General features: G+C 69.9%; 15 protein-coding genes. 7 read left to right on the forward strand and 8 right to left on the reverse strand.

Annotation, left to right across the window (positions count from 1 at the left end):
* Positions 1–273 precede the first annotated feature (273 nt).
* Positions 274–819: a hypothetical protein gene (locus OZ403_RS01605; protein WP_140796999.1), complete on the forward strand. Its 546-nt coding sequence runs from the start codon at positions 274–276 to the stop codon at positions 817–819.
* 35 nt (positions 820–854) lie between these two features.
* On the opposite strand, the gene OZ403_RS01610 is transcribed toward OZ403_RS01605, so the two are convergent.
* The gene (locus OZ403_RS01610; RefSeq protein ID WP_268783305.1) at positions 855–2,348 is read right to left on the reverse strand and encodes a sensor histidine kinase; all 1,494 of its coding nucleotides are present in this window, start codon (positions 2,346–2,348) and stop codon (positions 855–857) included.
* Positions 2,349–2,661: 313 nt separating this feature from the next.
* Between OZ403_RS01610 and OZ403_RS01615 the strand changes: the two genes are divergently transcribed.
* Both OZ403_RS01615 and OZ403_RS01620 read left to right on the forward strand, forming a co-directional pair.
* A complete protein-coding gene (locus tag OZ403_RS01615) occupies positions 2,662–4,587 on the forward strand; it encodes a potassium transporter Kup (protein WP_237077940.1) in 1,926 nt (641 codons plus the stop codon).
* A 278-nt stretch (positions 4,588–4,865) separates the two neighbouring features.
* Entirely contained in the window at positions 4,866–5,882 is a 1,017-nt protein-coding gene (locus OZ403_RS01620; RefSeq protein ID WP_237077941.1) for a hypothetical protein, read from the forward strand.
* 10 nt (positions 5,883–5,892) lie between these two features.
* Here the strand turns inward: OZ403_RS01620 and OZ403_RS01625 are convergent, their stop codons facing one another.
* Both OZ403_RS01625 and OZ403_RS01630 read right to left on the reverse strand, forming a co-directional pair.
* Positions 5,893–6,474, reverse strand: a complete 582-nt coding sequence (locus OZ403_RS01625; RefSeq protein WP_174258603.1) for a TIGR02265 family protein — start codon at positions 6,472–6,474, stop codon at positions 5,893–5,895.
* Between the two features lie 11 nt (positions 6,475–6,485).
* A complete protein-coding gene (locus tag OZ403_RS01630) occupies positions 6,486–7,223 on the reverse strand; it encodes a metallophosphoesterase (RefSeq protein WP_140786784.1) in 738 nt (245 codons plus the stop codon).
* Positions 7,224–7,634: 411 nt separating this feature from the next.
* Here OZ403_RS01630 and OZ403_RS01635 point away from each other — a divergent pair, with 411 nt between their 5' ends.
* The gene (locus OZ403_RS01635) at positions 7,635–9,266 is read left to right on the forward strand and encodes a golvesin C-terminal-like domain-containing protein (protein ID WP_174259168.1); all 1,632 of its coding nucleotides are present in this window, start codon (positions 7,635–7,637) and stop codon (positions 9,264–9,266) included.
* 7 nt (positions 9,267–9,273) lie between these two features.
* Positions 9,274–10,374, forward strand: a complete 1,101-nt coding sequence (locus OZ403_RS01640) for a TolB family protein (RefSeq protein WP_140786785.1) — start codon at positions 9,274–9,276, stop codon at positions 10,372–10,374.
* Here OZ403_RS01640 and OZ403_RS01645 read toward each other — a convergent pair.
* The 3 genes from OZ403_RS01645 to OZ403_RS01655 all read right to left on the reverse strand — a co-directional run bounded on the left by OZ403_RS01645 (position 10,364) and on the right by OZ403_RS01655 (position 15,205).
* On the reverse strand, positions 10,364–12,739 hold the full coding sequence (locus tag OZ403_RS01645) for a sensor histidine kinase (protein ID WP_237077942.1): 2,376 nt from the start codon (positions 12,737–12,739) through the stop codon (positions 10,364–10,366). The genes OZ403_RS01640 and OZ403_RS01645 overlap by 11 nt on opposite strands.
* Positions 12,740–13,046: 307 nt before the next feature.
* A complete protein-coding gene (locus OZ403_RS01650; protein WP_268783306.1) occupies positions 13,047–14,030 on the reverse strand; it encodes a carboxypeptidase regulatory-like domain-containing protein in 984 nt (327 codons plus the stop codon).
* A gap of 89 nt (positions 14,031–14,119) precedes the next feature.
* The gene (locus OZ403_RS01655; protein WP_161605113.1) at positions 14,120–15,205 is read right to left on the reverse strand and encodes a hypothetical protein; all 1,086 of its coding nucleotides are present in this window, start codon (positions 15,203–15,205) and stop codon (positions 14,120–14,122) included.
* A 233-nt stretch (positions 15,206–15,438) separates the two neighbouring features.
* Between OZ403_RS01655 and OZ403_RS01660 the strand changes: the two genes are divergently transcribed.
* On the forward strand, positions 15,439–16,428 hold the full coding sequence (locus tag OZ403_RS01660) for a hypothetical protein (RefSeq protein WP_140786788.1): 990 nt from the start codon (positions 15,439–15,441) through the stop codon (positions 16,426–16,428).
* A gap of 65 nt (positions 16,429–16,493) precedes the next feature.
* Here OZ403_RS01660 and OZ403_RS01665 read toward each other — a convergent pair whose 3' ends face one another.
* Together OZ403_RS01665 and OZ403_RS01670 are read right to left on the reverse strand one after the other, a co-directional pair.
* A complete protein-coding gene (locus tag OZ403_RS01665) occupies positions 16,494–17,165 on the reverse strand; it encodes a DsbA family oxidoreductase (RefSeq protein ID WP_140786789.1) in 672 nt (223 codons plus the stop codon).
* A 165-nt stretch (positions 17,166–17,330) separates the two neighbouring features.
* Positions 17,331–18,320, reverse strand: coding sequence for an ATP-grasp domain-containing protein (locus OZ403_RS01670; protein ID WP_140786790.1), 990 nt, complete (start codon positions 18,318–18,320; stop codon positions 17,331–17,333).
* Positions 18,321–18,398: 78 nt separating this feature from the next.
* Between OZ403_RS01670 and OZ403_RS01675 the strand changes: the two genes are divergently transcribed.
* Positions 18,399–19,829 carry a sigma 54-interacting transcriptional regulator gene (locus tag OZ403_RS01675; protein ID WP_174258605.1) on the forward strand — a complete coding sequence of 477 codons (1,431 nt, stop codon included), beginning with the start codon at positions 18,399–18,401 and terminating at the stop codon, positions 19,827–19,829.
* The last annotated feature ends 13 nt before the right edge of the window (positions 19,830–19,842 follow it).

Genomic DNA, 19,842 nt, shown 5'->3' on the forward strand with positions numbered 1-19,842 from the left:
TCCTTTTGGAAGGGCGCCATCGCAAGGGGCCTGCCACCGGAGGACGGGCCTGTTTCCGCGGGGTTGCGTGCGCGGGGCGGGCCTGGGTGTCAACGCCGTTCACGGCGCGCGCCCACGGCGTGGACGGTGGACACCCGCCGGCCACCTTGACGGGATGCCCACCGTGCCAGAAGCAATTCCCGGGGGTTACCCCAGGGTGAATGACGGGCCGGTATCCGGTGTCCACCCTGTCGTTAGTCAGCCGGGGATGAAACCGTACGAGGAGGTCTCCACATGAAGCGCATGCTGATGCCGCTCCGCCGGAGCGTGCTGGTGTTGGGGGTGGTGCTGGGGGCGGGCGTGGCGATGGCCGAACGGAAGCAGGACGCCATCAACATGAAGATTGCCTTCCAGTCGTTCAACCTGGAGATGACGCCAGAGGCGGTGACGGGGGCGGACTTCCAGGTGGCTCGCTCGCCCGGGATGCTGAAGGGCCGCGGGCTGAAGGGCAACTTCGCCCTGACGCTGAAGGACGGGTCGGTGGAGGGCGCCGTCGGCGGCGCGCCGGTGAACCTGACGGTGACGAAGGAGGGGGACGCCATCGTGGCCAAGGGCGGATTTGGCGGACGCCCCGTCAACCTGAAGCTGAGCCCCAGCGAGCTCACCATCTACGTCCGCGACTGCACCTACCGGCTGAAGGCGGAGAACACGAACCGCTTCTACACGGGCCGGCGCAGCTGCGACCGGGCCATGACGCCTGACTCGGAAATCTGGTTGCCGGACGAGTTCCTCGCGGCGAGCCCCGAGGAGAAGGCCGCCATCCTGTTCCTCGCGCTGTGAGGGGCGCGCCCGCGCGGGGTGGGCCCCGGGCGTCCTCACCCGTGCGCACGCGGCAGCACCACGGTGAAGGTGGAGCCCACGCCCAGCTCGCTGCTCACGGTGACGTGGCCGCCCATGGCCTCCACCACCTCGCGGACAATCCACAGCCCCAGGCCGACGCCGCTGTAGTCCCGGCTGGACACGGCGCGCTCGAAGCGGTGGAAGAGGCGGGGCAGGTGCTCCGGCGCGATGCCGATGCCCGCGTCGCGCACGTCCAGGCGCACGTGGGCCTCGGTGTTGGACAGCGCCACCTGGACGGGGTTGCCCCGCCCGTACTTCATCGCGTTGGACATCAGGTTGGTGAGCACCTGGTCCAGTCGCAGCCGGTCCCAGTGGCCGTGGGCCTCCAACGGCAGCGTCAACGTCAGGTGCGTGCCCGCGCCCGCCATCTCCGGCTCGAAGCGCTCCGCCACTTCGCGGACCAGGGCGCCCAGGTCCACCGGCTCCGGGTTCAGCTCCAGCCGGCCGGCGTGGATGCGCGACACGTCCAGCAGCGCGTCGATGAGCTTCGCCTGACGCTTCGCCTGCCGGCCCACCAGGTCCAGTCCACGGTGCAGCCGCTCCCGGGGAACGGTGTCCGGTGTGCGCTCCAGCGCGGTGCGCAGGTTCTGCACCTGGAGCTGGAGCGCGCTGATGGGGGACTTCAGCTCATGGCTGGCGATGGCGAGGAACTCCTCGCGCAGGCGGATGGCCTGGCGCGCCTCGTGGTACTGGCGCGCGTGGTCCAGGGCGAGTGACGCCCGGCGCGCCAGCTCCCGCGCCAGTGCCATGTCCCGCGCGTCGAAGGTCCGTCCGGTGCGCGAGAAGACAAGCGCGGCGCCCTTCCGCCCCGGCCACGCCAGCGGCACGCCCAGCCAGGACGGCGGCTCCGCGTCGTGCAGCGCCGGCTCTCCGGACGCGATGATTCGCGACACCGCCGCTTCGTCCGGGACGAGCGGCGTACCCGCATCAAGGGGCTCCCGTGCGTCCAGGCCCGCCGATACCACGCAGCGCACCTCGCCCGGGGCATCCTCGAGGAACACGCGGCAGGAATCCGCGCAGCCAGGCACGGCGAGCCGCACCAGGTGCTCCAGCGTCGCGTCCTGCTCCAGGCTGGAGCCGAGGACTTCACTGGCCTCTGACAGGAGCCGTCGGTGAGCCTCGCCCCGGCGCCGCTCGGTGACGTCCACCAGCATGCCCAGGCACTGGGCGGGACCGGTGGTGGACGGTGGCATGGGCGCCGTCCACAGCTCCACATGGAGGGGCGTGCCATCGCGCCGGTGGAGCTCCAGCTCCAGACAGGGCGGCTCCATGCCCTGCGTGGCCTGCTCCAGATGGCGGCGGAACTTCTCCCAGCGGGCGTCGGTGGCCCAGGGGGCGCGGTGGTCAAGCACGTCCTCCCGGCTCCAGCCGAAGAGCCGCTCGGCGGCGGGGTTCCACAGCCGCACCGTGCCATCCAGGTCCATCAGGTGGATGGCCAGGGGGGAGACCTGGAGGATGGCTTCCAGCATCGCTGGACCGTGTGCTCCGGACCGCCGGGCTTCTGCCTGACCAAGTGCCGCCACCATCGTCATCGAGTCCCCCCCACCCATCGTGTTGCATGGGAGCATGGCTGTAACGGGGCGAGGAGCGTCCCTCCGGGCAGGGCGGTCGTGCCGTCGCGAATGTCGAACATCCCTGGCCTGGGAGTGTTCGTTCCGGACGCACTCCCCGCCCTAGGGCCCTGTGACGCCGAGGCGGGGGGCGTCAGGCGCACAAGGGAATACTCCGGGCGCGACACGGTGGCGGTTGCTCTAGGCCCGGGTTCAGCTAAAGCGCGGCTTCGTGAAAGCGACCACCACCGGAGTGCCGGGCGGCGAAGACGTCAAAAAGGGCCCGGACACCTTCAAGCGCTCGGCGCTGCTGGCCCTCGGGGCCCTGGGCATCGTCTACGGCGATATCGGCACGAGCCCGCTGTACGCGTTACGGGAGTGCTTCACGGGGGCGCACGGGATTCCGCCGACGCCCGCGAACGTGCTGGGGGTGCTGTCGCTCATCTTCTGGTCGCTCATCATCATCGTGTCGGTGAAGTACCTGCTGCTGGTGATGAAGGCGGACAACCGGGGCGAAGGCGGCATCCTGGCGATGATGGCGCTGGTGATGCAGCGTCAGCGCGCGCAGCCGTCCCACCGGTCGCGTCCGGTGTTGATTACGCTGGGCATCTTCGGCGCGGCGCTCCTCTATGGAGACGGCATCATCACTCCGGCCATCACCGTGCTCAGCGCGGTGGAAGGCCTGCATGTGGCCACGTCCGTCTTCGACCCCTACGTCATCCCCATTACCCTGGTCATCCTGGTGGGGCTCTTCCTGGTGCAGCGGCACGGCACCTCGGAGATTGGCGCCGTGTTCGGGCCCGTCATGTGCATCTGGTTCCTCACGCTGGGCGTGCTCGGCGCGAAGGAGCTGGCCCACAACCCGGCGGTGCTGGGCGCGCTGTCGCCCTGGCACGCGGTGGAGTTGTTCCGTCACAACCACCTGCATGGCTTCCTGGTGCTGGGCGGCGTGTTCCTGGTGGTGACGGGCTGTGAGGCCCTCTACGCGGACATGGGCCACTTCGGCCGCAAGCCCATCCAGCTGGCGTGGTTCTCCATGGTGCTTCCGGCGCTGATGCTCAACTACCTGGGGCAGGGCGCGCTGCTGCTGCGCGACGCGAGCGCCGCGCGCAATCCCTTCTTCCTGCTGGCGCCGTCCTGGATGTTGTACCCGCTGGTGGCGCTGTCCGCGGTGGCGGGCGTCATCGCCTCGCAGGCGCTCATCGCGGGGGTGTTCTCCCTGACGCGCCAGGCGATGCAGCTGGGCTACAGCCCGCGCATGGAGGTGGTGCACACCTCGGCGGAGGAGATGGGGCAAATCTACCTGCCCGGTCTGAACTGGGCGCTGCTGGTGGGCGTGGTGGCGCTGGTGCTGGGCTTCCGCTCCTCCAGCGCGCTGGCGTCGGCGTACGGCATCGCGGTGTCCACGGCCATGGTCATCACCACCCTGATGGCCTACGTGGTGGCCCGGGAGCTGTGGGGCGTGCGGCGGTGGGTGGCCATTCCCGTGGTGGGCCTGTTCCTGGTCGTGGAGCTGGCCTTCTTTGGTGCCAACGCGGTGAAGGTGGCGGACGGCGGCTGGTTCCCGCTGCTGATGGCCATCGTCGTCTTCACGCTGATGACGACGTGGAAGCGGGGGCGCGACATCCTGGCGGCCAAGCTGCGCGCGTCCAGCATCCCCCTGAAGGAGCTGCTGGGCAGCTTCGGCGACCACCCTCCGGTGCGGGTGCCGGGCACGGCCATCTTCATGACGGGCAACGCGGAAGGCACCCCGCCCGCGCTGCTGCACAACCTCAAGCACAACAAGGTGCTGCACGAGCAGGTGGTGCTGCTGACCATCCTCTCCGAGGAGCTGCCGCACGTGCCGCCCAGCGAGCGCGTGGAGGTGGAGCCGCTGGAGCAGGGCTTCGTGCGCGTGGTGGCGCGCTACGGCTTCATGGAGAACCCAGGCATCCCCGACGTGCTGAAGCGCTGCCGCGAGAAGGGGCTCCAGTTCCAGCTGATGGGCACCAGCTTCTTCCTGGGCCGGGAGACGCTGATTCCCACCAAGCGCCCGGGCATGGCCGTGTGGCGCGAGGCGCTGTTCGCCTGGATGAGCCGCAACGCGCGCAGCGCCACCTCGTACTTCCGCATCCCGCCCAACCGGGTGGTGGAGCTGGGCGCGCAGGTGGAGTTGTAGCCCCGTGAACGCCGGAGCGGGGGCGGGTGTGCTTCACCCCACATCTGCCTTGACTCTTTGCGTTGAATGACGCTTCTGTGTCCTGGGCTGCGCCTCCCTGCCACATTTGCGTCCAGATTTACTGCTTAGTCGTAAAATTACGACGGGACGCAACAAATCGGACCGTATGCCGAGAATCATTTTCGTCCGCCGGAATTAATCTTCTGTCGGCGGAACGAAGCTCGGTATCTCGAAAACTGGTGTCCCCCGGCACCCCTCGTCCGAAATCAGGTCAGTCCATGCTCCTCGACATTGCGCCCTCGTCCGCGAATTCCGCTGTTGCCCCTGTTTCTGCCTGGGCTTCGTCGGAGCAGACGCTGGAGACGCTGTCGGGGCTGGCACCGCACACGCTGTTGACGCATGCGGACCTCTACCCGCGCATCTGCGTGCGGGACCCCTACTACGCCCTCAAGGACGTGACGGTGATGGGGGAGGGCGAGGTGGTGGCGCGCATCCCGGTGCAGCAGGACCCGGACGCGGAGGCGGGCCCCATTGGCCTGGGTGAGGCGGGGCGGCACCTGGCGATTCTGGGCTCGTGCGCGTCCGCGCTGATGTCGCCCAAGGACGGCCAGCACTTCTACCTGGCGTGCGGCGCGCGCGGGCAGTGGCTGCGCCCGGAGCCCATGGCCCGCGCCACGGACCTGCTGTGGGGGCTGGCGAAGGCGGAGTTCACCGGCCGCCGCACGGCCACCGCGCACACGCTGCTGTCGCTGCCGGACGGCACGCCGTTCTTCCGCCTGGAGGTGGACTACAGCGTGCTGTCCGCCGCCGCCTTCACGCGCCTGTTCGGCGAGGCCCGGGTGGACATGCGCCGCGAGCCGCGCCGCGACGATGGCGTGCAGCGCACCCCCGAGGAGTGGGCCCGGCTGCGGCAGAACCCCTACAGCAAGCCGCTGGCGCTGCGCGATTGGCGGCCGGATGGTGAGAGCCTGTCGGCCACGCTGGGGCCGGTGACGGCGGAGATGTGCAAGGGGCACTTCGCGCTGCACCCGGTGATGCCGGTGGCCGTGGTGGCCAGTGGGATGACGCGCGTGGCCACCACGCTGCTGCGCCGGCTGGAAGGCGCGCCGTGGGCCCGCTGCATGGCGAAGGACGTGCGCCTGAAGGCGGACACCCTGGCCTACGCGGGCCAGACGGTGACGTTCGGCGCCGTTCGCAGCGCGCACGACGGTGACGCGCACACCTTCACCTGCCAGGCGTCGGTGGGCGAGCGCGTCGTCGCCGAACTGGACGTCACCTACATCCGCGTGGACTGAGCGCCGCGCCTCAAGCCCACTGGATGTCGTAGTCCGCGCTGTCGATGCCTCGCGGCGTCGCGCGCGCGGTGCCTTGCAGGCCCAGCACCTTCAGCGCGCCGGTGAGGATGCCCTCATGGTAGGCGGGCGGCAGCATGTCCCGGCGCATGTGCAGTGTGCCGGAGGTGGGGCCGGTGGGCACGTAGTCGCGGCTGCCGTAGCTGACGGCCGCGCCGTAGCCCATCTGCGCGCCCGCGAAGAGCTTCTGCGGGTCCCCGCGGGAGATGATTCCGAAGATGAGCATGCCCGGCCCGGTGGAGAAGCGCGTCACGTCCTTCTCGCCGCAGGCATGGAAGACGGCGTCCTCGGGGCCCAGCAGCGGCTCCAGCGCGTCCGCCGCGCGGTAGAGGAGCGTCAGGAAGTCCCGCGCCGGGTACGTGAGCAAGTCCGTGTACGCCGCGCTCAGCGCCCCCGCGCGCACCGTTTCCAGCGCCGTCAGGCCCGCCTGCTGCTGGACCAGGCTGAGCACCGACTTGAAGAACAGCCCGCGCACCGAATCACCGGGGTGCACGGCCGCGAGCCGGGCCTCGAGCTCCGCCTTGTTGGACGGCATGGCGCGCCTCCTCACACCTCGTCGAGCAGCACCGGGGCGAAGCCCGCCGCGTCACACGAGGCCAGCACGTAGCGTACGCCGCCGCGCTCGCCCGTGAAGCCCGCGGCGATGCCGGCCGCGTGCAGGTGGCCATAGACGCACACCTTCGGTCCGAAGGCTTCGATGGGCTCGCTGAAGGCGGTGGCCTTCTCGTTCGCGTACACCGGCGGGAAGTGCACGGCCACCACGCGCACCAGCGGCGTGGCGCTGGCCGCCTCCTTCTTCTTCGCGTCCTCCATGGAGGCCGTCAGCCGGCGCGTCTCCCGCTCCACGTAGCCGGTGTCCGCCGCCTCGTCCCCCATCTCCCCGCCGGGCATGGGCGGCGCCTCCGGCGCGGTCCACAGGCGGCTGCCCGCAATCACCCATGGGCCCATGACGACGGCGTTGTTGTGGAGGAAGCCCTCCAAGGTGCGGAAGGGCTCCAACAGCTTGCGCAGCTTGGAGGCGGAGTCGCCCCACCAGTAGTCGTGGTTGCCGCGCACCAGCACCTTGCGGCCCGGGCGCGCGTCCAGCCACGCCAGGTCATCCATCACCTCGTGGGCCCGCGTGGCCCAGGAGATGTCCCCCGCCACGATGACCACGTCCTCCGGAGCCACCCGCTCATCCCACGCGCGCTGCAGCGGCAGGGGATGCTCGGACCACCCGAAGCGGTGCATGTCCTTCTGTCGCGTGGAGGGCAGGTGGGTGTCGCCGATTCCGAAGAGCCGCATGGCCCCCTCATAGCGGAAGCCCTCGCCCCTGTCGGCACCCTCGTCCTATCCCCTGCATCCGGTGTCACGCCAAAAGGTGGGGAGGACTGGAAAGGCAGTAAAGTGGTTTTACATGTGGCTGTCTCGAAACACGTCAGTGCGACATCGGCTGGCCAACCCGACGCCGCGATTGTCAGGGCTTACATGTGCGTCACTCCTGATTCCAAGTGGTTGCACTGTCGGGTGCCCGGTTTCGAGGGATGATTTCTTGACGGGAAGGTGGAGCATCGATGCTCCACCTCGGGTCGGGAAAAAGAGGTGCTCCCTGGGACCGCGTGGCTGGCATGCATGGTGCTCAGGCGTGGCCCCCTGCGCCGCTCCCGTGGGACGGGGGCGACCGTGGAGCTGCTGACCCCCCTTCAAGGAGTTTCCATGCACGTGTTGCGCAAGACGTTCGCGGTGACGGCCGCGGCCATGGCCCTGGCGGCCTGTGGCCCTCAGCCCGAAACGTCTCCGGAAGAAACGGCACCTGAGTCGCAGGTTCCCGCAGGCGCGGTGGACGACGCCGCCCGCGCGGTGGCCGACGCGGCTCGCCGCACGCCCAACGAACTGGACGCGCAGTTCGCGAAGGCCGCTGGTGAGTTCAACGTTCCGGTGAGCCTGCTCAAGGCCATCTCCTACGCGGAGACGCGCTGGGAGCACGTCCGCGGCGAGGAGGAGTTCGAGGGCCGCCCGGCGGCCTTTGGTCTGCTGGCCCTGCGCGGTCAGCTCATCACCGACGGCGCCGCCCTGGCGGGTGTGTCCGCGGACGCGGTGCGTGACGAGCCGCTGGCCAACCTGCGCGCCGGCGCCGCGCTGCTGTCGAAGTACGCCGACGAGGCGGGCATCGACCGCGCGGACCTGGGCGCGTGGGCCCCGGTGGCCGTGCGCCTGACGGACATCTCCGACCCGGACATCCAGGCGCACTACATCCACAACGACGTGTACGCCGTGCTGCGCGAGGGCGCGGGCGCGTTCACGCCGGCGGGCAAGGTGGCGGTGTCGCTGGATGCCACCCAGGTCGAGCCGAAGTTCGCCCTGCCGAAGATGCAGGCCCTTGCGGCCGGCCCGGACTACGCGGCCTCCATCTGGCGCCCGTCGCCCAACTACAACGCGCGGCCCGCTGGCATCGGTCAGCAGATGGTCGTCATCCACACCTGTGAGGGTGGCTACTCGGGTTGCTGGAGCTGGCTGACCAACTCCTCCGCGGGCGTGAGCGCGCACTACGTGGTCAACGAGAGCGGCACCGAGGTGTCGCAGCTGGTGCGTGAGTCGAGCCGCGCTTGGCACGTGGCCGCCGCCTACCGCAGCAGCCTCAACGGCGGCGTCAAGTCGAACCTCAACGGCCGGTCGACGAACGACTTCTCCATCGGCATCGAGCACGGTGGTTACGCCAGCTCGGCCTCGTTCTCCACGGGGATGATCAACACCTCCGCCAAGCTGACGTGCAACATCACCCGGGACCAGGGCATCCCGCGCGACAGCTACCACATCGTGGCGCACGGCCGGCTGCAGCCGGAGACCCGCACGGACCCGGGCCCCAACTGGCCGTGGTCCACGTACATCAGCAAGATCCGCAGCGAGTGTGGTGACGGCGGCGGTGGAACGAACCCGGTCATCGTCGTGGACAGCAACAACGCCAACAACGACTCCAGCAAGGGCTACATCGCGGTGCCGTCCTCCTGGGCGCGTGGCACCAGCGCGGGCTACTACGGCAACGACTACTACTACGCCTCCACGCAGCCCATCTCCGAGCCGGCGGTGTTCCACTTCCACATGCCTGCGGCGGGCAGCCGGACCATCCAGGCCTGGTGGGTGGAGGGCACCAACCGCTCTCCCTCGGCGCCCTTCATGATTACGCACGCGGGCGGCAACAGCACGGTGACGGTGAACCAGCAGACCAACGGCAGCAAGTGGGTGACGCTGGGCACCTACAACTTCAACGCCGGCTGGAACAAGGTGCAGCTGAGCCGCTGGGCCACCGAAGGCTACGTCGTCATGGCGGACGCCCTCCGGATTCAGTGAGGTGGTGATGCGGGGCCTTGAACGGCTTCAGCGTTCCTGGCCGTGGCGAGCGCGGTGTCTGACCGCGCTCGCCGTGCTCGGTGTCGGATGTTCCGGCCGGTGTGGCGGGACGTCCGGCCCCGGGCCGCTGTCCAAGGAGGAGGCTGGCGCCATTCCGGGCGCGGTCATCTTCTTGTCGGAGCGGGCAGGGCGGAAGGATGTCTGGAAGGTGAGTCCGGACGGTGTGGAGACGCAGCTGACGCGCGGCGAGGAGGACGTGTACCCCGGTCCCCTGTCGCCGGATGGCAAGTCGCTGCTCGTCATCTCCGCGGCGGAGGAGGGCGGGCTGCACCGCCAGCAGATGCGGGTCCTGCCGCTGGATGGCAAGAGCCCGGCGGTACCGCTGCACCCACCTCGGGCGCGTGCGCGCAACGCGAGCTGGGCGCCGGATGGCACCTGGTTGGTGGCCGAGTCCGACGCGGAGGGCTTCAGCGACGTGGTGCGCCTGGAGCCCCGTGAGGGTGTGCCGGAGGTGCGCCTCACGCAGGTGCCACAAGGCTGCTTCGAGCCGGCGGTGTCTCCGGATGGCAGGGAGGTGGCCTTCGTGTGCAGCCGCGAGGGCGACCCCGAAGTCTACGTGGCGAACGCGGACGGCAGCGGTGAGCGCCGCCTCACCTTCTTCCACCATGAGGACCGCACGCCGAAGTGGAGCCCGGACGGCAAGTGGCTCGTCATCGTCAGCGATCGCGAGCGCAAGGACCGGCTGTACTTCCTCCGTCCTGACGGTTCGGACCTGCGCGCCGTGTCGGGCGAGTCCTTCGTGGGCGACGAGCGCGAAGCCGCCTGGAGTCCGGACGGGCAGCGGCTGGTCTACGTGAGCCGTCTGCCGGATGGGAACGCCCGCATCTGGATGGTGCCGGTGGCGGGCGGCGCGCCGGTGGCCCTGACGGACGGCAAGCACCGGGACGACATGCCCGCGTGGAGTCCGGACGGGAAGTACCTGGCCTTCGTGTCCGAGCGCCAGGGCGACACGGACGTGTACCTCATGCGCGCGGATGGCAGCGGCCAGACGCGTCTGACGAGCGCGAAGGGGCCGGACTGGCTGCCGCGCTGGGCGCCTACGCGCTGACGGCGGAGCCGTCTCCCGCCGCCGGGTCCTGGCCATCCGGGACCTGGGGCGGGAGCGGGTTCGCGCCGGGCGGAGCCACGGGCAGGCTGAACCTGAAGGTGGAGCCTCGGCCGAGCTCGCTCTCCACCCAGATGCGGCCGCCGTGCGCTTCGATGATGAGGCGGCTGATGTACAGCCCCAGCCCCAGGCCCTTCGCGTCCGACGCGCTGCTCTTCTGCGTGCGGTAGTACTTGTCGAAGACGTGGGCGGCGTCTTCCGGGCTCAGCCCGGGGCCCAGGTCCGTCACCGACACCACCACCTGTCCCGGCTGGAGTTGGACGCGCACGGTGATGGGCTGCCCACCGGGGCTGTACTTGGCGGCGTTGCTCAGCAGGTTGGCCACCACCCGCTCCAGCCTCGCCGCGTCCATCCAGACGGGGGGCAACGCGCCTGGGACTTCCATGTGGAAGCGCTCGCGCACGTCGGGGGCCACGTCCCGCTCCATCACCTCTTCCAGGAAGCGCGCCAGGTCCCGGGGCTCGCGGCGCAGCGTGTCCCGCTGGGACTCCAGCCGCGAGCCTTCCAGCAGGTCCTCAATCATGGTGCTCATCCAGGCCACGCTGCGCTGGATGGACTCCGTCATGGATTCCTCCCGCTCCAGGTTCCGCTCGCGCAGGGCGCGCCGTAGCAGGCCCACGCGCAGGCTGATGGTGTGGAGCGGATTGCGCAGGTCGTGGGAGATGAGGCTGACGTATTCCTCGCGGAGCCGGTCCAGCTCGTGGCGCGTCGTCACGTCCTGCGCCGTGGAGACCACGCCGCGCACCTTTCCGGTGGGACCGAAGACGGGAGCCGCGGTCATCAACACCGGCAGCCGGCTCCCGTCGGGGTGGAGGATGAGGAACTCCTCGGGCCCCGCGAGCTGGCCCGTGAGGAGCGCGCGGACGATGGGCACGTCCTCCCTGCGGACCGGCTTGCCGTCGGTGGTGAGCACGAACGGGTTGTTCCCCATCATCTCCAGCCTCACGCCCTTCAGCGGGCGCCCGAGCAGCTGCTCCGCGACGGGATTGGCCACCAGCCCGCCGCCGTCCGCCTCCGCGAAGACGATTCCCACGGGCGTGTGGTCCAGCAGGGCCTGCACCTGGCTGCGCTGCATCTCCGCTTCCTCACGGGCGCGCTGGACCTTGGCGAGGTACCGCTCCCGCTCCGTCACGTCGCGGACGACGGCGAGCACGCTGGGACCCTCCGGGCCTGACACCGGGCTCAGCCGCACCTCCAGCGACAGCGGGCTGCCGTCCTTGCGGCGGCCTTGGATGGCGTGCTCGCCCAAGCCGGTGTCCAGGCTCCGGCCACCGAAGAGTCCTTCGGGGATCAGCACCTCCACCTCGCGTCCCAGCAGCTCCTCGCGCGGGTAGCCGAACACCCGCTCCGCCTCCGTGTTGACGAAGCGCAGCAGGCCGTGCGCGTCCACCGTCAGCAGCGGCGCGGGGGTGGTCTCCAGCAGGCCCCGGTAGCGCGCTTCGGAGGCCTCCAGCGCCGCGGTGGCCTGTTGGCGGTGGGCTTCAATGTGGTCCAGGGCCCGCGCGGACAGGAGCACGAGCGCCGCGCCGCCCGCGCTCACGAAGGTGGCGAAGATGGGGAGCTTCGCCTCCAGGTTGATGGCGCGCACCTCGTGCAGGAGCATCAACACCATGCCCAGCACCGAGGGGCCGAGCAGCGTCACCGGCACCAACCGGCGCGCGAGGAAGCCGCCGAGCGAGTCGCGGGTGATGCGGCTCATCAGTCCCAGCCCTGGCCGTGCGCAGAGCGTGCCCACCGCCAGCAGCATCAGCGTCAGCGCGGTGGGCAGGCCCATGCTGCGCTCGGCGAGGAAGGGCAGGGTGCCCACCGTCAACAAGGGGCCCATCAACAGGCCGTTGAGGCCCAGCGTCGAGCTCACCAGCGACAACACGACCAGCGTGTCGCGCGGCCGGACGGAGTGGCTCCGCTCAGGGAGGGCCAGGGCCATGCCCAGCAGCGTCATGCAGGTGGCGGAGAGGGGAGAGGGCCGAGGGAGCACCGAGGCGTGTCCATCGAGCAGGCGCAGCATGACGCGCTCCATCCCCAGGTCCCAGCCGGTGATGTCGCGCAGGAGACTCACCGCGCCGATAGCCATCGTCACCAGCGCGCAGGCGGTGGCCGTGTGGTCCTGATGGCGGAACGGGCGGGAGCGCAGCCGCAGGCCCAGGGCGGCGCCGCCGAAAACCATGGCGATGCCCGTCACCGGCGTCATGGGGATGCCGGCCACGCCGGGCCTCAGCATCTCCACGTCCCAGGCCCAGCCCAGGAGGTACAGCGCGCCCACGAGCGGGGCGCCCAGCGTCGCGAGCCAGGCGATGCCGCGGGCCATGGCTGCGCTCCGACGCTGCGGCCTCCAGCACTCGTTCATCGTGGCGTCCCCCAGGAACGCACAGGGCTCCTCCCGTGACGCACCGGCCCGAGGCCCCCCGTCGAGACGCTCCAGCGAGAGATGCGTCGCGCTCTTGCCTCCGGCATCGGACGCGAGTGCGGCGCAGCGATGGGTGCGGACGGTGGGGGCGCCGCCAGTCATTGGCTCGGGCCGTGCGCGCCTCCGTCGGAACATGGGGGCGGCCAGCGCGCGGGGCAGCAGGCCCCGAGCAGCCGAGTCGCGAGCGGAAGGCCGGGCGCCGCGCTGCCTAGGGAGGCGGGTGGAGGCCGGGATGGATGGTGAGCACCAGCCCCCAGCCCGGCGCCACGCCCACGTTGCGTGGCACGTAGCCGTCCGTGCCCGTGACGGACAGGAGGAAGGCCTCCGCGTCCACGCCCGAGTGGACGTAGACGAACAATCCGTCCGGGCCGGTGCCCTGCTGGTTCGCTCCCTGGAGGTCGGCGGTGGGGTAGTAGATGCGACCGGCCAGCGCCTCGCCGTCGGGGGCGACCTTCGCGCCAGCGACGGGATGGCCGCTGGCATCCACCACGCGCCCCAGCACGAAGCCGGCGTCGCGCAGGGTGGCCGCCCGGTTGTCGGTGTGGCCCCGGATGGCGCTCTCCCCCACGGCGACGCTGAGCGCGTCATGGAAGGCGTCCGGCAGCGCCCACACGCGCGCGCCGATGATGTCCGTGCGCGGCCGGGCACCGGTGAAGGTGGAGTCGTAGACGACGGTATGGGCGGGCACCAGGCCCGCGGCCTCCGCGCCCACCGCGAGGCTCAGATGCATCTCCCGCACCGCCACGTCGCGCACGGTGAAGGCGCCATCCGCGGCGGCCGGCGCGGTGCCGAAGGTGGCGTTGGCGTCATTCACCGCCAGCCGCAGGGGCTCCGCGGCGGTGAGGGGCGCTCCCTCCAGCGAGGGCAGGGGCAGGCCCCGGGCCTCGAGCAACCGCCGGGCCTCGGGGAGCAGGTCCACCGTGCCGCTGACACCAATGCGGAGGTTGTCCAGGTCCACGGCCTCGGCGTCGTCGGTCTGCACGCCAGGGTCGGGTGTGTAATCGCCAGGGCCGCAGCCCAGTGAGAGTCCCAGCACGGCACATGGAACCATCAGGAGAGGACGCATCATCGCGGGAAAGCTCTCCACGGCCTCACGTGGCGGCAATCCACCCCACGCTCCGTCCGTCCCCTGGTCGACGCCGCGGTGGTGCTGGCCATGGGGCCAGAGGGCGCCGCGCTGTCCGAAAAACATCAGCGCCGCGCCCCGGAGTGGGACGCGGCGCCGTTCATGTGGAAGCCAGGTGTTGTCGAACCGTCACCCGCCCCGCGGTGGGGCCCGACTCAGCGCCAGCGGCTGTTGCCGCCGGAGGAGGACGACGAACCCGAACGGCCGGACGGAGGCGCACTGGACCCCGAGGAAGAACTTCCGCTGCTGCTGCCACCGCGTCCCCAGCCGCCGCCGCTGGAGCCCGAGCTGCTTCCGCTACTTCCGCTACGGTTGCTGCTGCCGCTGTTGCCGGAGCTGCTGCCACCGCGCCCCCAGCCGCTGCCGCTGGAGCCCGAGCTGCTGGAGCCCGAGCTGCTGGAGTTGCTGGAGCTCCCGCTGCTCCCGGAGTTGCCGCTGCCCCAGCGGTTGCCGCTGTTGTTGTCGCGCGAGTCGTCGTCCTTGGGCGCGGCGTTGTTCGTGGTGCGCCCCGGGGGAGGGCTGCTCCGGCCGCTGCCGGAGTTGTTGCTGGGCGCGACGTTGCTCGAGGTGCGTCCCGCGGGAGGGCTGCTCCAGCCGCTACCGGAGTTGTTGCTCGAGGTGCGTCCCGCGGGAGGGCTGCTCCAGCCGCTGCCGGAGTCGTTGCCCTGGCCACGTGACGGCCGGTGGTTGCCACCCGAGTTGGAACCGCGCGGCGTGGTCCAGCGCGTACCTCCCGGGGGCGGCCGGGTGCCGCTGTACGTGTTGCCAGGCACCACGGGGCGGGAGGGGTGGTTGGAGGGGCGCGTCGCCGGGCGCACGTAGCCGTAGCCGGCGGAAGCGCTGTGCGTGCGGCTCCACACGTAGCCGCGGTTGCGCTCGTAGCGGTAGATGCTGCCCGTGCTCGGGTAGTAGTCGTGGGAGTGGCGCCCGTGCATGTTGCAGAGGCCGCCGTGCGCGTGCGGGTGGTCGTTCCAGTACCAGACCACCGACGGGCCACTGTAGTAGTACGCGTCGTCCGAGTAGACGTAGTACGTCGTGGTCGGCTCGTAGTCGTGGACATGCACGTGCGAGTACGGGCACCAGCCGCCGCCGAAGTCATCGGGGATGGGGTGGTCGCTCGAATAGCTGTACTCGATGACCTGAACCGGGGCGTGGTGACGCGCCGGCCCGTGGACGTGGGCGACACAGCCAGTGCCCATCATCAGGGCAAGCGGAACGGCGAGGGCGAGCAGGCGGCGCATGTGGTGACTCTCCTGGGCGGAGTGGACGGCCGGGCCGTCCACCTTGCGGCCACGCGAGGAAGACGGCGGGGCGCGGAGAAAATTCACGCCCGGGTGCAGTCCCGCGTCAGGCATCCGCCAACCTCAGGATAGCGCCCTTCGTCCTCTGGTGGACACCGCCTGGGTGGTGTAGGGGGAAATGTGCGCGCTGCCTGTCCCGGAAGGGTGATCCGCGGCGCGTGGGGAGAAGCACCATGGCGGAGACTGAGTTCACTTCGGGCGCGAGCTGTCCGCTCCACCCGGGATTCGAGGCGGTGGGCACCTGCTCCCGCTGCGGCAACTTCATGTGCCGCACCTGCGGCGAGGGTGGCTCGCAAGCCTGGTGCCCGTCCTGCCGTCAGCGCGAGGGCGTGGGGCAGGCCTTTCCACTGAACCGCGAGAACTGGAGCGTCTCCGGGCTGATGGACCTGTCCTGGGATGCGTTCAAGCGCGAGTGGGTGATGCTCTGTGTCGGCGTGCTCATCTTCCTGGCGGGGTCCTTCGCCGGGCAGGTCGTCTCGCAAATCTTCTCCGTCGTCAGCGGCCTGACGGGGAGCGTTGTCGTCACCGTCCTGGGCTTCATCGTCGGGATAATCGGCTCCTACGCCATCCAGGGAGCGGTAACGATGGGCTTCCTCCGGATGTGCATGGACGTGCTCAGCGGTCGGCGCGCGGACTTGACGCGGATGTTCAGCCAGTTCGGCAAGATTCCCCAGTACCTGGGGACCCTGTTCCTGTCCTTCCTGCTGATGCTCCCGCTTCTGTTGCTCATCGTCGTGGTGGCGCTGGGCGCGGGGCTGGCGACCGGCACCCTGTCCTGGTCGGAGCTGGTGGCGCTGAAGGACCTGCCGCCCTCGGAAATGGACGCGGCCTTGAAGCCCATGGTGCCGGCCTTCGCGGTGATGGGGCTGGTGGCCATCGCGCTCTACATCTTCCCGGGCGGGTGGCTCCTCACGCCGCTCATCCTGATGCAGCCTGAGCTGGCCCGGACCGAATCGCCCGGCGTCGTGGAGACGCTGCGCCGCTGCTTCGCCTACTCGCGCGGTCAGCGCCTGCCCATGATTGGAACGGTGCTGCTGGGGGGCTTGCTCGCCATGCTGAGCGTGTTCCTCTGCTGCGTGCCTGTGATTCCCGCCCTGGGCTTCTTGCAGTTGCTGATGGCCGGGCTCGTCTTGGCGCTCAGTAGCGGCGCCGAAGAGGCCTGAGCCTTCCCTCTACATGGGGCCTTGCGCGCCCGTCGCGCGCAGGGCCTCCGGAAGGGTGGGGTGCCTCAGTGCACCACTCGCTCGGGTGAACCCGAGCGGGGCACGGACACCTTGCCCAGGCACGCGAGGATGTGCTCGCGGTACTCGGCCAGCTCACGCAGGCCGCACAGCATCCACCGGCCGCCGATGACGAGCGTGGGCACGCCCCGCACGCCGCGGTGGGTGGCATCCCGGTGCTCGTCGAGGATGAGGCGGCGCGTCTCCTCCGAGCGGAAGGCCGCGGAGAATTCGTTCATCGCCAGGCCCACGCGCGAGGCCAGCTCGAACACCACGTCCGGGCGGGACACGTTGACGCCCTGCTCCAGCGCGGCGCGCTGCATGGCGCGGGCGAGGAACGCGCGCGCCTGCGGGCCCTGCAGCCGCGCCGCTTCCAGTGCCGCCAGCGCCGGCACGCTGGTGCGCGGTGGATCTCCCCCGAGCCACAGGTCCGTGGACAACATGCGCGCGGCGGCGTCCGGTTCGCGCTGTGCGCGCTCGACCTCCTCCACCAACGCGCGTTGTTCGCGCGTCGTGGGCAGCACGTCATGGACGCGCAGCGGATACGGCCTGACGCTCCAGCGAACGGCTTCGCCCATCTCCTGGCGCAAGACATCCAGGCGCAGGTCGGCGAGGTAGCACCAGGAACAAAGCACGTCCTGGTAGACGGTGATCTGCAGCGGCTTGTGCAGCGTTTTCATTTGAGGGCCGCCAGATTAGAGGGCCACCCGCGTCGCTGCCAACTCCTCAGGACACGCGGGTCACGGAGGCATTCCTGAGTTCCTGAGGAGCATGCAAGGTGCCTTGCCCCGGCTGCGCGTCTGCTCGAAAGCAGGCGAGCAACCTCACGTGACCCGGGTTCGCGCTCACCCGGCGCGCTTCGCCTCGGCGTACTTCAGCGCGTGGTCGATGATGGCCCCCGCGATGTCCATATGCGTGGCGCGCTCCAGGCCCTCGAAGCCCGGGCTGGAGTTGATTTCCATCAGCCGGGGGCCGGCGTGGCCCTCCAGCATGTCCACGCCCGCGACCTCCAACCCGACGACGCGCGCGGCCCGCACGGCTGCTTCCATGTAGGGTTCGGTCAGCTCGATTGCCTGCCCTTCACCGCCGCGGTGGATGTTGGAGCGGAACTCGCCGGACTTGGCCTTGCGCCGCATGGCGCCCACCACGCGGTCACCCACGACGAGGGCCCGCACGTCCCGTCCCTCGCTCTCCGCGACGAACTCCTGGAGCACGATTTCCTGTCCCAGGTCCCAGAAGGTGTCGAGGATGGTCTGCACCTCCGACAGCGTGTGGGCAATCATCACGCCCACGCCCTGGGTGCCCTTGATGAGCTTGATGATGACGGGCAGCCCGTTGACCTCCTCCACCAGCCGGCGCACGTTGCTGCGGTCGTGCGCCATGACGGTGCGGGGGATGTCCAGCCCGGAGCGCGACAGGAACTGCAGCGCGCGCAGCTTGTCGCGGCTGCGCGCGATGGACGTGGGCGGGTTGAGGACGGGCACGCCCATCATCTCGAAGTGGTTCACCACCGCCAGGCCATAGGCGGTGATGGACGCGCCGATGCGCGGCACCACCACGTCCACGCCACGCACCTCCACGCCGCGGTACGTCATGCGCGGTGCGTCTTGCGCGAGCAGCAGGCAGCAACGCAGCGTGTCCAGCACCAACGGGCGGTGGCCCCGCGCGCGGATGGCGGCCACCAGCCGCCGCGTGGAGTACAGCGCGCGCTTGCGGGACAGGATGACGACCGTCTTCTTCGCGTGCCCTCGCCGTGGGGCCCGCTCGGGACGGTCGGGTGCCTGGGACCCGGGCGGGACCGGGACCTTCTTCGGCTTCACTTTGCGCGGGGACATGGGCGGGGCGCGAGAGCCTAGCACGGACGCCCGCGAGGGGCGGGCCTCGTGGGGGGCCTTTGCTATCCTCGTGCGCAGATGAGTGCTCCCCCTCTGCACCCTGACGACATCCACACCAGTCCCGGCGACGTCGGACAAGACCTGAACCACTCTCCGTTGTTGGGCGAAACGCTCGTGGTGGACCCGCGCACCACGGTGAAGCTCCACAAGTGCCGCCTGGCCGTCACCTCCGGACCGGACACCGGCCGCTCGGTGGTGAGCGACAAGGAGCGGCTGCGCTGCGGCGCGCATCCAGGCAATGACCTGGTGCTGGTGGAGGATCGCACCGCCAGCCGTCATCACTTCGAAATCCAGTTCACCGAGCGCGGCTATCTGCTGGTGGACCTGGGCTCCACCAACGGCACCTTCCTGGATGGCCGGCGCATCGAGCGGGCCTACCTGTCACCGGGCTCGCAGATTCGCGCGGGCTCGTCGGTGCTGACCTTCGCGCCGCTGGATGAGGAAGTCACCATCGAGCCCGACCGCGAGGGCGAGCTGTGCGACATGGTGGGGCAGAGCGTGAAGATGCGGCAGATATTCGGCCTCATCAAGAAGATCGCCCCCATGGGTGTGTCCGTCATCATCCAAGGTGAGACGGGCACCGGGAAGGAGCTGGTGGCGCGCGCCATCCATGAGCTGTCCGGCCGCACGAAGGGGCCCATGGAGGTGCTGGACTGCGGCGCCATTCCCCCCAACCTCATCGAAAGCGAGTTGTTCGGCCACGAGAAGGGCGCCTTCACCGGCGCGGTGAGCAGCCGGCCGGGCGCCTTCGAGCGCGCGCACGGGGGCACCATCTTCCTGGATGAGCTGGGCGAGCTGCGGCTGGACCTTCAGCCCAAGCTGCTGCGCGTGCTGGAGAACCATGAAGTGCGGCGCGTGGGCGGCAACGACGTCATCGAGGTGGACTGCCGCGTCATCGCCGCCACCAACCGCGACCTGATGAAGGAGATTCAGGGCGGAGGCTTTCGCGAGGACCTCTACTTCCGCCTGTCCGTCATCACCATCCAGCTGCCGCCGCTGCGACAGCGCCGCGACGACATCCCCCTCATCCTCAAGCGCGCGCTCGCGGACCCGGAAGTGGTGGGCAAGCACGGCAAGAAGCGCTTCTCCGCGGAGTCCCTGGGCCTGCTGATGTCGTATTCATGGCCCGGCAACGTGCGTGAGCTGATGAACGTATTGTCTCACGTCCTCACTTTCAGTGAGGGCGAGGAGATTCAGCCCGCACACCTGCCGCCCCGCGTGCGGGGACAGGTCCGCGAAGGGCCGCTGCCCTTCAACGAGCACCTCTCCTTCAAGGACGCCAAGGAGCAGCTGCTGGAGAACTTCGAGCGCGAATACATCACCAGCGTTTTGACGCGCTGCGAAGGAAACCTGTCTCGCGCCGCGCGTGAGAGTGGGCTCCACCGGAAGTCGATTGAACGACTGGTGAAAAAGTACCAGCTGGATACAAAGGGGATGAAGTCGCGTTAGCCCCATGAGTCAG

This window comes from Myxococcus sp. NMCA1 (assembly GCF_026810205.1).
Lineage (GTDB): Bacteria > Myxococcota > Myxococcia > Myxococcales > Myxococcaceae > Myxococcus > Myxococcus xanthus_A.

Excerpts from the sequence above, each read along its gene's own strand:
- OZ403_RS01605 (WP_140796999.1), top strand. The coding sequence starts at position 274 with ATGAAGCGCATGCTGATGCCGCTCCGCCGGAGCGTGCTGGTGTTGGGG.
- OZ403_RS01610 (WP_268783305.1), bottom strand. The coding sequence starts at position 2,348 with ATGCTGGAAGCCATCCTCCAGGTCTCCCCCCTGGCCATCCACCTGATG.
- OZ403_RS01620 (WP_237077941.1), top strand. The coding sequence starts at position 4,866 with ATGCTCCTCGACATTGCGCCCTCGTCCGCGAATTCCGCTGTTGCCCCT.
- OZ403_RS01625 (WP_174258603.1), bottom strand. The coding sequence starts at position 6,474 with ATGCCGTCCAACAAGGCGGAGCTCGAGGCCCGGCTCGCGGCCGTGCAC.
- OZ403_RS01630 (WP_140786784.1), bottom strand. The coding sequence starts at position 7,223 with ATGCGGCTCTTCGGAATCGGCGACACCCACCTGCCCTCCACGCGACAG.
- OZ403_RS01635 (WP_174259168.1), top strand. The coding sequence starts at position 7,635 with ATGCACGTGTTGCGCAAGACGTTCGCGGTGACGGCCGCGGCCATGGCC.
- OZ403_RS01640 (WP_140786785.1), top strand. The coding sequence starts at position 9,274 with ATGCGGGGCCTTGAACGGCTTCAGCGTTCCTGGCCGTGGCGAGCGCGG.
- OZ403_RS01645 (WP_237077942.1), bottom strand. The coding sequence starts at position 12,739 with ATGGCCCGCGGCATCGCCTGGCTCGCGACGCTGGGCGCCCCGCTCGTG.
- OZ403_RS01650 (WP_268783306.1), bottom strand. The coding sequence starts at position 14,030 with ATGTTTTTCGGACAGCGCGGCGCCCTCTGGCCCCATGGCCAGCACCAC.
- OZ403_RS01655 (WP_161605113.1), bottom strand. The coding sequence starts at position 15,205 with ATGCGCCGCCTGCTCGCCCTCGCCGTTCCGCTTGCCCTGATGATGGGC.
- OZ403_RS01660 (WP_140786788.1), top strand. The coding sequence starts at position 15,439 with ATGGCGGAGACTGAGTTCACTTCGGGCGCGAGCTGTCCGCTCCACCCG.
- OZ403_RS01665 (WP_140786789.1), bottom strand. The coding sequence starts at position 17,165 with ATGAAAACGCTGCACAAGCCGCTGCAGATCACCGTCTACCAGGACGTG.
- OZ403_RS01670 (WP_140786790.1), bottom strand. The coding sequence starts at position 18,320 with ATGTCCCCGCGCAAAGTGAAGCCGAAGAAGGTCCCGGTCCCGCCCGGG.
- OZ403_RS01675 (WP_174258605.1), top strand. The coding sequence starts at position 18,399 with ATGAGTGCTCCCCCTCTGCACCCTGACGACATCCACACCAGTCCCGGC.